This window comes from Algimonas arctica (assembly GCF_014652695.1).
Lineage (GTDB): Bacteria > Pseudomonadota > Alphaproteobacteria > Caulobacterales > Maricaulaceae > Litorimonas > Litorimonas arctica.
Genome location: NZ_BMZH01000031.1, coordinates 1 through 8,851, shown reverse-complemented (window position 1 = coordinate 8,851; position 8,851 = coordinate 1). Strand labels below are relative to the sequence as shown.

General features: G+C 53.7%; 6 protein-coding genes, 1 tRNA gene and 2 pseudogenes. 3 read left to right on the top strand and 6 right to left on the bottom strand.

What is annotated here, in order from left to right; genetic code table 11:
* Positions 1-269: 269 nt before the first annotated feature.
* Positions 270-1,543, bottom strand: a pseudogene (aroA, locus tag IE105_RS15115) (3-phosphoshikimate 1-carboxyvinyltransferase).
* Between the two features lie 134 nt (positions 1,544-1,677).
* Here aroA and IE105_RS15110 point away from each other — a divergent pair.
* The 3 genes from IE105_RS15110 to IE105_RS15100 all read left to right on the top strand — a co-directional run bounded on the left by IE105_RS15110 (position 1,678) and on the right by IE105_RS15100 (position 4,183).
* Complete coding sequence (locus IE105_RS15110; protein WP_189499721.1) at positions 1,678-2,157, top strand: FYDLN acid domain-containing protein; 480 nt, start codon at positions 1,678-1,680, stop codon at positions 2,155-2,157.
* 118 nt (positions 2,158-2,275) lie between these two features.
* Positions 2,276-2,351: transfer RNA gene (locus tag IE105_RS15105), tRNA-Ala, on the top strand.
* Positions 2,352-2,764: 413 nt separating this feature from the next.
* Positions 2,765-4,183 (top strand): hypothetical protein, encoded by a 1,419-nt coding sequence (locus IE105_RS15100; RefSeq protein ID WP_189499720.1) that lies wholly within the window; start codon positions 2,765-2,767, stop codon positions 4,181-4,183.
* Positions 4,184-4,193: 10 nt separating this feature from the next.
* Here IE105_RS15100 and IE105_RS15095 read toward each other — a convergent pair whose 3' ends face one another.
* From IE105_RS15095 to IE105_RS15075, 5 genes and pseudogenes are all read right to left on the bottom strand, one after another.
* Positions 4,194-4,709 (bottom strand): hypothetical protein, encoded by a 516-nt coding sequence (locus IE105_RS15095; RefSeq protein WP_189499719.1) that lies wholly within the window; start codon positions 4,707-4,709, stop codon positions 4,194-4,196.
* Positions 4,710-4,773: 64 nt separating this feature from the next.
* The gene (locus IE105_RS15090; protein ID WP_189499718.1) at positions 4,774-5,304 is read right to left on the bottom strand and encodes a T4SS efffector SepA family protein; all 531 of its coding nucleotides are present in this window, start codon (positions 5,302-5,304) and stop codon (positions 4,774-4,776) included.
* 473 nt (positions 5,305-5,777) lie between these two features.
* Positions 5,778-7,019: a tyrosine-type recombinase/integrase gene (locus tag IE105_RS15085; RefSeq protein WP_189499717.1), complete on the bottom strand. Its 1,242-nt coding sequence runs from the start codon at positions 7,017-7,019 to the stop codon at positions 5,778-5,780.
* Positions 7,020-7,909: 890 nt separating this feature from the next.
* Positions 7,910-8,206, bottom strand: a complete 297-nt coding sequence (locus tag IE105_RS15080; RefSeq protein WP_189499716.1) for a DUF6958 family protein — start codon at positions 8,204-8,206, stop codon at positions 7,910-7,912.
* A gap of 296 nt (positions 8,207-8,502) precedes the next feature.
* Positions 8,503-8,851: pseudogene (locus tag IE105_RS15075) on the bottom strand (hypothetical protein); the annotation flags it as partial.

Sequence of the window (8,851 nt, the reverse complement as noted above, 5' to 3'; positions counted from 1 at the left end):
ATCCGAAACGCAGGCATGCTAACAACGGGATGTTGTCACCCGTCGAATTTGAGATGACAGCAAAATGAAGTAGCAAGGTGTCTATAAAGCTAGGGGCACATCAGCCTTCGTGTAAATCGGTTCTCTATTGCTCTACCCGTCACGGGGGAGCGCCCGCGCTCGTGTCGCCTCATGACACTTTGGCTAATGGCCGACGCCTTGATGCGCGGTGGAACGTGAGCGCGTGGCTGACGCGTGATCGTCCCCGGCCATGAAGGACGGGGACGCGATTAATCCATCTTTGCGCCGAGTGTCGCCATATGATCAAAGAAATCAGGATAGCTGGTCGCGATCATGCTGGCGTCATCGACGCTGACAGGGGCTCGCGCCACGCAGCCCAAAATGAGCGCACTCATGGCGATGCGGTGATCATGGTGGGTCGTTACGGTCGCCCCGCCTCGGACAGTCCCGCCCGTGACGGTCATGCCGTCCTCGCGGTCTTCGACCTGCACGCCATTGTCGCGCAACAGCGCCACAGTCGCGGCGATCCGGTCGCTTTCTTTGACCCGCAGCTCGTGAATACCGTTCATCACCGTCTCGCCCTGCGCCACCGACGCCGCGACNCCGTCAGTTTGGAAGACCGCGCGCGAATATCGGCGACCCGTTCGCCGCCGCCGACGGCGCGGGTGTTCTCAAAGGTGATATCGGCCCCCATTTGTGTCAGCGCCTCATACAAAGCGGTTCGACGCGGATTGAGCATGACGCCCTCGACCACCACGTCCGAGCCCGGCACAATCAACGCCGCGACAATGGCAAAGGCGGCCGAGCTGGGATCGCCCGGTACATCGACATGGGTCGCGCTGAGGGTCGCGGGACCGTCCAGGCTCACGGCCAACCCGTCGCGGTGGACGGGCACGCCAAAGGCTTCCAGCATGGTTTCTGTATGATCACGGGTGGCGTGCAGCTCACGCACAGTCGTGCGCCCCTGCGCGCCAAGACCTGCAAGCAGGACGCAGCTTTTGACCTGCGCAGACGCTTTGGGCGGAGAATAGTCAATCGCGGTGAGCGCGCCATTGCTGCGGATCGTGCACGGCAGGCGCCCGCCGTCTTGTGCGTCCGCGCTCACGCCCATCAGGCGCAGCGGGTCGAGCACGCGGTTCATCGGGCGGGAGCGGAGGCTTTCGTCGCCCGTAAATGTCACGCTCACATCATAGGCACTGGCGACCCCCATAATCAGGCGCACACCTGTGCCAGCGTTGCCGCAGTCAATAACCGCATCTGGTGTGCGCAAACCGGCCTCCCCGACCCCCTCAACCGTCCAGTCGCCGTCCCCTGTGCGCGTGACCGTCGCGCCGAGCGCACGCATCGCGTCCGCCGTGGCGACAATGTCTGCGCCTTCCAACAGGCCCGCGATGGTCGTCCGACCTGTCGCCATGGCTCCGAACATAATCGCCCTGTGCGAGATTGATTTATCGCCCGGCGCACGGATGTGGCCCAACAAGGGATTGGATGAATGACTAGAGGCGGGTTTAGTGTGGTTCACTGTAGGTTCCGGGTCGTGCATGTTGACAGAGATTGACGGACCGCTAAAGACCCGCCGTTAAACCGAATTCAGGGCCGTAAGCCCGACCCGCCCGGATCACAAGGTCGCAAGATCGAAAATGGGCGGCCCACCTGATATTCTAAGGCAAGTCCCTCATGGCTGCAGCGAAGACAAAAAAAGAAAAACGCGCCGAAGCGCTCGGCACGAAACGGGCTTGCCCGGAATGTGAGGCCAAGTTTTACGACCTCAATAGCAATCCGGCCATCTGCCCAATGTGTAAGAACAGCTTCGACCCGGCTGAGCTCGATCAGCAAGGCCTCGTCCCCGCATCACAATTGAAATCATCCAAAACAGACGATGATGATGAGGACGAGACGTCTGACGTCGTCGAAATTGATGAAGATGATATCGACGAGGAAGAAGTCGAAGCGAAAGAGCTTGAACTTGATGGCGACGACGTCGCGATCATCGGCGGTTCGGACGGCGACGACGAAGAAAACCCGGATGTCGAAAACATTGACGATGATGAGGATGAAGACGCCGCTCTCGTTGATGACGATGACGCCGACGAAGGCCCTCCCGGAGCTGACGATGATGACGATGATGATGACGACGACATCGAACTCGACACATAGACGTAAAAGCAGCACACAAGCCGCTTGACGCGAACAGGGGCACAGCCCTATGACGCGCAGCCTGCCTACGGGGCCGAGACATCGGCCCCGATAATGGTTCTATATACCCGACCTGATCGGGGCCTTAGCTCAGTTGGTAGAGCGCTTGCATGGCATGCAAGAGGTCAGGGGTTCGACTCCCCTAGGCTCCACCAGTTCCCTCACAATTTTCGATATATAAATCAGGTCCTTCGGCCTGCGCGTCTGCAATCGGGACTGGTTGTCACCGTTTTGCAAGAGGTCCGCTGTCACCAGCTTGTCACCTCGATATGGCCCGGGGACACCCTCCTAAACGAACGCTAGTGTCGAAGGCGCAGTTTGAGCCCGCTCAAAACTCCGAGGCAATTCCCATCAATTTTAATAGCCATCTCAATGTTTGACACCCACTGAATCCTGCAAAATTAAAACTAAACAAAAATGGACAGGACGCGTTTACAGATGGGGTTCAAAAAGTTGGGGTACACCTGAGACAAAGGCCTTAAAGTCGGCTATTCACAGGTTGATCTACTTAGTGGTACGTTTTGCCGCGCATCCGGCGGCGGCTCATTGAATTTTAAAGGTGGTCATCATGTCTCGAAACATTAGCCAAATATTGCAAATATTATCTCCGACAGATGGGGCGCTGAAAAGGCTTGTTCATGACATCGTAAAAAAATCTCTGGTAAATTCAGTGACTGTGTCCACCGCTCCGGCAATAAATTTGGTCATTAACGTTACCCACCTCAATTCTATGCCCTCCACAGAACCGAAGGTCTCGCTAGATGAAGATGAAAATGAGCTTGTAACGGAAGAAATTACTTCTTGGCGAAATGGGATAGAAGCTCAAAAAAATCTTAGACTAGCCTTTGACGGAACCACCGAGCTTTCGGCGAGCATTCCTAAAATTACTTTTGACACACTCGTTTTCGAACGGGTTGAAAGTGTACCAATTACAAATCGTAATGGGGCGTTGACATACGAACCTCGTCCAAGCGCCAAAGTGAGCGAAGTTATTTTTAATGGAGCAACCACAAAAACGGAAAGCTTTGAAAAACTAAAGGCCCTCATCGCACAGCATTTATCTCCCTCAGGAAATGTAAGTCAGTTGATTACAAATGAAGGACCTTTTGCCGACCTTTTTACTAAGTTGTCATCAGTTTCTGCAGGTATGGCCGATAATCTTGCTAAGTCCCAGCTTCTACAACAAAAACGAATGGACGATCTACTTGAGAAACAAGAAGAACTACAAAGAATTCGTCTCGAAGAAATTGCAGCCGCCGCTAAATTGGAGCAAGAAGAACTCAATAAAATTAAGGCAGATCTCGATGCAAAAGAAGCTGAACTTGATAATGCTGATGCGCGATCTACACGAAGAGGAATACGGGGCGACATAACAAGAAACCTCGTAGAAAGGCAGACTCACGAGATTATACCCGCCTCAGCCAGAAAACTTAGATGGCCAATCCTTATTTGTGGGTTTTTAGGTTTAATTCTTAGTGCGGGGCTTGGCTTTTGGTCTTTCTCGCAGATAGTTAAACTCGCACCAATAGTCGCAAAAGATGGGACTATTACTCAAATTCCTATGTCGTCTTGGGTTGTTGGGTCACTTTTATTAAGGGGTGCGCTCGGGATAATTGCAGCGACTGCTATTGGCTTGTATATGTTAAGTTATCTTCGTTCTTTAGAGGCAGAAGCTGGTAAACGAGCTCATAGCCTAGAACGATATTTATTCGATATTGATAGGGCAAGTTGGGTCATTGAAACAGTCTTAGAAATGGGCGAAGAGGACAACGGGCTATCGAATGTTCCACCGGCTTGGCTCGATGGCGTGACTCAAAATTTGTTTGAGCTTGATCAGTCCAGTCGAAAAGATGAAGGCCCTGTGGATGCACTGACACAGCTAATGGCCTCTGGAGCCGTAGTTAAGGTCGGCAATGGTGAAGCAAGCATAGAATGCTCTCCTAAAGCTTCGCAAAAAGTGGCCCGCTTTCAATCAAAACCTGAATAAACGACTCAGATTAGACTATGTTAAGTCGAAGAAGTGCCTTTGCTAAATCATCATGCATTGTCCACTGACGTGTATCTTCATCAAATTCTGCTAGGGCTTGTGTCCAGGCTTCATCGTCACGTCCCTTCAAATCTAACTCTACATGCTCCGCAACTCTTTTCCCGAGTCGTCCATAGTGGCTATTGGCCGAGCTGAATCCGTCCCAACCAGCGCTTTCTGCAAGTTGTGTCGCGGTTAAGCGCCGTCCCTCTGCCCTGTAATGCGCGGACAACATGGCGCGCTCGTGCGCTCCTAATTTCAATGCTGCTAGCGCTTCAGCGTAATCATCAACCGTTCCGATGTGCGGTGCTGTTCGCTTCTTCTGTCTTTCGTTATATTTTGCATCGATAAAGGCTTTTGCATTCGCCAAGGATTCCCCTTGGCTGCTGCCATCGATTGGGTGCTTTTCAGGGTAGACCATGGCCCCACCTAAATTCGCTATAATGCGATGCCCTCTATATTGAATGTCTATGCGTTTCTCAGCCATGTGACGTCCTTCCCTAGTTTAGTTTTAGTTTCGTGATGCAGATTATGTTTTGTTGGGTGCCAGCTTAAGGTATCAATAGTTTTGCTTTTTTTCCCGGATAAGCGGCCTTCTCATTATCCCGCCATTGAACAAGCACTTCGACACTCGCTTCAATAAGGGAGCAAATGTCCGAGCAGGTTTTCCATGAATCTTTGGCGCTCTGTCCTTGAATCGATATCCCAAGCGTTTCATGAAACTCAAATCCCTCGTCGCTCTTTTCTCCAGTCACCGTATGAACTGAAGAAATATCGGCCATATTCACACCGTTTTCTATGCCCAGTTTTATCACTTCATCCCGAAGAGACTTCCACTTGTTAGCGTTGATGGTTTTACCGTTTACCTTGACCGCGATGATTTTTGTGAATGTCAAATCGGGTACTGCCGCGAGGTGAAAGTTCAATTCATTTGAGTGGGCGGCGATTGTCTGCGTCGAATTTTCTGGTGATATGGCGCTCGCCAATAGCCGAGATATGACAGATCCCGCTGTGTCGTCTTCCGCCATTAATGTTGAGATTGTTTGGTATGCCCAATCTGAGACTTCGATTTGCTTGGCCATTCGTAAACTCCATAGGAAATGTCCTTTAGAGGCTCTATAAGACCATAAAATCCATATGGCAAGGTTTAATATGGATTAATATGGAAACGAGGTAATTTAGGAGAGGCGATGCTTTAGCTCCATCTCTACTTAGGGCCCCTGTGACCCCATGCTGAGATCCTTCTCCGGGCGGCGTTAATCTGACCTATTTCACTGTCACACACTACCCCTCGAGACCCGGTGAGCGATGCCCCAATGAGCGTGCTGAGAGTAGGGTCAGCCTCTCTCGGGCGAGCTCGGCGACGCGCGCGCATAGAGGGGGCCTATCTATATGCAGGGGCGTCCCGTCCCGGGTACACGGGAGCGGCAGGAGGCAGTGCCCCGGCATGGTCATGGCCCCGCGACCCGATGCCCCTCCCGCACCCGCTCCGGCCTCTAGTCGAAGAGGTGTTCCAGAATGATCGGGATGATGATGACCATCAGGATCAGCTTAATCATGCCCCTGTGCTCCCATGACGGTAGGCCGCATCCAGCTTGGCAATTGCCGCTTCCCCGCCGCGCGTGGCCTGCGTGTAGTAGCCCAGCGTCACCATGGGATTGGAATGGCCTGTCATCTTGGCCACCAGCCCGACCTCGACGCCCTGCGCTTGCAGATTGGACACGAAGGCATGGCGAGCGGAATGATGGGTGACGTAGCGAACGCCTGCCCGGCTAAAGGCAGGCTTCCAATAGCGCTGCCTGAAGTTGGCGTACAGCAGCGGCCCGCCGCCGCCTTCTCGCGACATGTGCGGCCAAGCCCGTTTGACCCCGCGACCCGGGAACACCCGGTAGAGCTCACCATCAAGGCGGGGGCAAATCAGCTTCCATTGCAAGAGGAATTGCCGCAGCGTCTTCGAAATGGGAATCTCGCGCGTCCCGGCTTCCGTCTTAGTGCGGTCGGTCAATGTCCCATCCCGTTCCTGCACGCGCCGGATGTGGATGACGCCCGCCTCAAGGTCGACGTCCTCCCATAGAAGACCCAGCTGCTCCGATATGCGGACGCCTGTGAGGAAGGGGAAGACGTAATAGATGCCCCGATCAAAGTCAGTCTCGGCATAATCAATGAGTTGGGCCACCTCCTCGGCGGTCAGGATGTCCTTCTTGGGTTTGGATTTACGCCGGGCGAGATTGGTCGGCGTTTTGCAAACGCGCACGCCAAAGTCTTCCTCGGCCATGGAGAAGATAGAGCGCAGCATCGACATGCAGCGGTTGGCCGTATGGGCTCCGACTTCCTTGCGGACGAGGTTATGCCACTGCCGGAGCTGGGCCGTGGTCAGCGCCGATATCTTGTGCTCGCCCAACATCAGCAGCAGCTTGGTGTCGCGGCTGGGCTTCTCGCCCGTCAGTGCATGATGGGCCCGCTCTTGCGGCGTTCCTTGCAGCAGGGGCCCAACAATGATCTTGAGGAGCGGTTGATAGCCCTTGATGGTCTGAGCCTTCACGGAGCCGCGTTTGGCGTCCAGCCAATGATCCGCGACCTCCGCGACACTGGGATTGATGTTGGCGTTGAAATAGCGCTCGCCCGCCAAGCTCGCGAGGACCTCCTCCTGCTTGGCTTCGGCTTCCCGCTTGGTCCTGAACGAGAGGCGGCGCTTCTTCCCGGTCTCGGGGCACCACCAATTGACGGTATGGAAGCGCTTTTTCTGGCGGTTCCACGTGCCCAAGGTGACTTTGGGTGGGTTGGGTCTTCGGGTCATGATCTGGCTCCTGTTGGGTTACAGGGGAAGAAAAACATCCGGGGAATCCGGCCACAATTATTCGGAGGTGTTCCGGATATGCGGCGCGGTGACACATGAATGACAAGGGGCCATGGTCGGCAGTGGTCGGAACGGTCCGAGGTATTCTCCGAGCATATCGCGAATAGTCGGGACGTGAAGGAGTGAGGCTTTCGCGCATACTGGGGGATCGGGATGATGCCTTGGCTACCCAGCAAGAGTTCAGGCTTAGGGCCCCTGCGGAATGGTGCCCCCGGGGCCCGAGGGCCGATCGCGCAACCCACCTTGACGGCGGGCCACCATGACCCGGCGACGCTACCCCATGGGGGCCAGCATAGTAATATAAGAGGGGCCTGACGGGACCCATTATCGCGCGAATTTAAGTTGCCGGAGGTGGTGCTAGTATCGGCAGGGAGCTCCAAAGATCCAGACGCGCGCCACCTTACCGACCCCGTTCTGGCCGTTCTGGCCGTTCTATATCTCTCGGAGATCTGCCGGGGCATCGCCCCATCATAGGAGACCCTCGCCAGGATACCCGAACGACCCGAACGCCTAGAACAAGCCTGACAATGACGGCCCTGCGATGGCGTCATCGCAAAGGTTGTAGATGTTGAATTTGATGGTCCAGAGCATGTCATAGGCCCCACTTCGCTATGCCATCTCCAAGCACCGCCATCACGCCATCACATTTCGGCTGGGTCGTGACGGCGTGATGACAGTGATGGCGACATCGATATATCGTGCATTTGGGGGCATAACCGACATTAGCCGAGTGTCCTTAATTGGGCGATTTTAAGACACTGAATATTTGGCTGTCATGGCAGCATTCTAGGGTATTAACTAAACTTGGGAAGGCGTTGATCTAGATGCAATCAGACCAACCACCACCGGAGTGGTTTTGTGTCGGAGCGTTTCAACACGCGCTTGGCTTCCAAATCCAGTTGAACAGTTTTGAACCACCAGCCCGACGTTGCGCCACCCGGAAACAGTTTTTCAGGGAGATGTTTTTTAACCTCGACTAAGGCTTCATTAAAATTTCTCCCCGGCGGTGCACTCGGCAAGGACGAAAGAATAGCTTTCTTCATTGCGCTATACTTTTCAGCATTAACGCTATGAAGCCTTCCGGGGGTGTTTATGTTTTCAACAAGGACTTTCTCATGTTTTGGCATAGGGATTCTCCAATAAATAAATCAATCTATTCGACACCGACAGTAGCAGAGAGAGACGCAAGCCCTGCGCTCACGCCGATGACGCAGGTGAATAAGACGAGGCTTCCAGTTTTAAATTCTTGGACAGCCGAATTTTCACTCATGGGGTGGCCCCATCCGCACTACTTTTCACTTTGCCATTGAAAGATGGCACTATTGAGTGTGAAAATATAAATGAATCCAACACCTGATAATTTGGGCGAAAACCGTAATTATCAAGCGTCGAGTTATTAAGCAAATTGAGGACCAGCGGTAAGCTAGTGTCTGTTTTTGTGATTATTCTTAGAGTGTCCCTTGCCACGCCCGTTCGAATGACCCTGACCGGTTCCGGCTGTCTCACTCTGAAGAGCTTCTAAGGCTTCCGTGAGACAGGCATGAACGACGGCCTGCGCGTCGCAACTGGTGATCCAGTCGCGCTTGTTATGTGTATCGGGCGTTCCGTTCAAAGCACAGCCGTCCGTACGTTCAATCGCTTTCTCGATCTTTTTGATCGCTGAAGAAGGCTTGCCTTTCTGGATCGCCGAAGCGGCCTGCCGTAGGAAATTACCAAAGGCATTCCGATTGCCGTCTGTTGTAAAGTCGCCCGAAGGTAAGCCAGACATATAG

Bases quoted from the DNA above. Each gene is read 5' to 3' on its own strand.
- IE105_RS15110 (WP_189499721.1), top strand. From the start codon at position 1,678: ATGGCTGCAGCGAAGACAAAAAAAGAAAAACGCGCCGAAGCGCTCGGC.
- IE105_RS15085 (WP_189499717.1), bottom strand. From the start codon at position 7,019: ATGACCCGAAGACCCAACCCACCCAAAGTCACCTTGGGCACGTGGAAC.
- IE105_RS15095 (WP_189499719.1), bottom strand. From the start codon at position 4,709: ATGGCTGAGAAACGCATAGACATTCAATATAGAGGGCATCGCATTATA.
- IE105_RS15100 (WP_189499720.1), top strand. From the start codon at position 2,765: ATGTCTCGAAACATTAGCCAAATATTGCAAATATTATCTCCGACAGAT.
- IE105_RS15090 (WP_189499718.1), bottom strand. From the start codon at position 5,304: ATGGCCAAGCAAATCGAAGTCTCAGATTGGGCATACCAAACAATCTCA.
- IE105_RS15080 (WP_189499716.1), bottom strand. From the start codon at position 8,206: ATGCCAAAACATGAGAAAGTCCTTGTTGAAAACATAAACACCCCCGGA.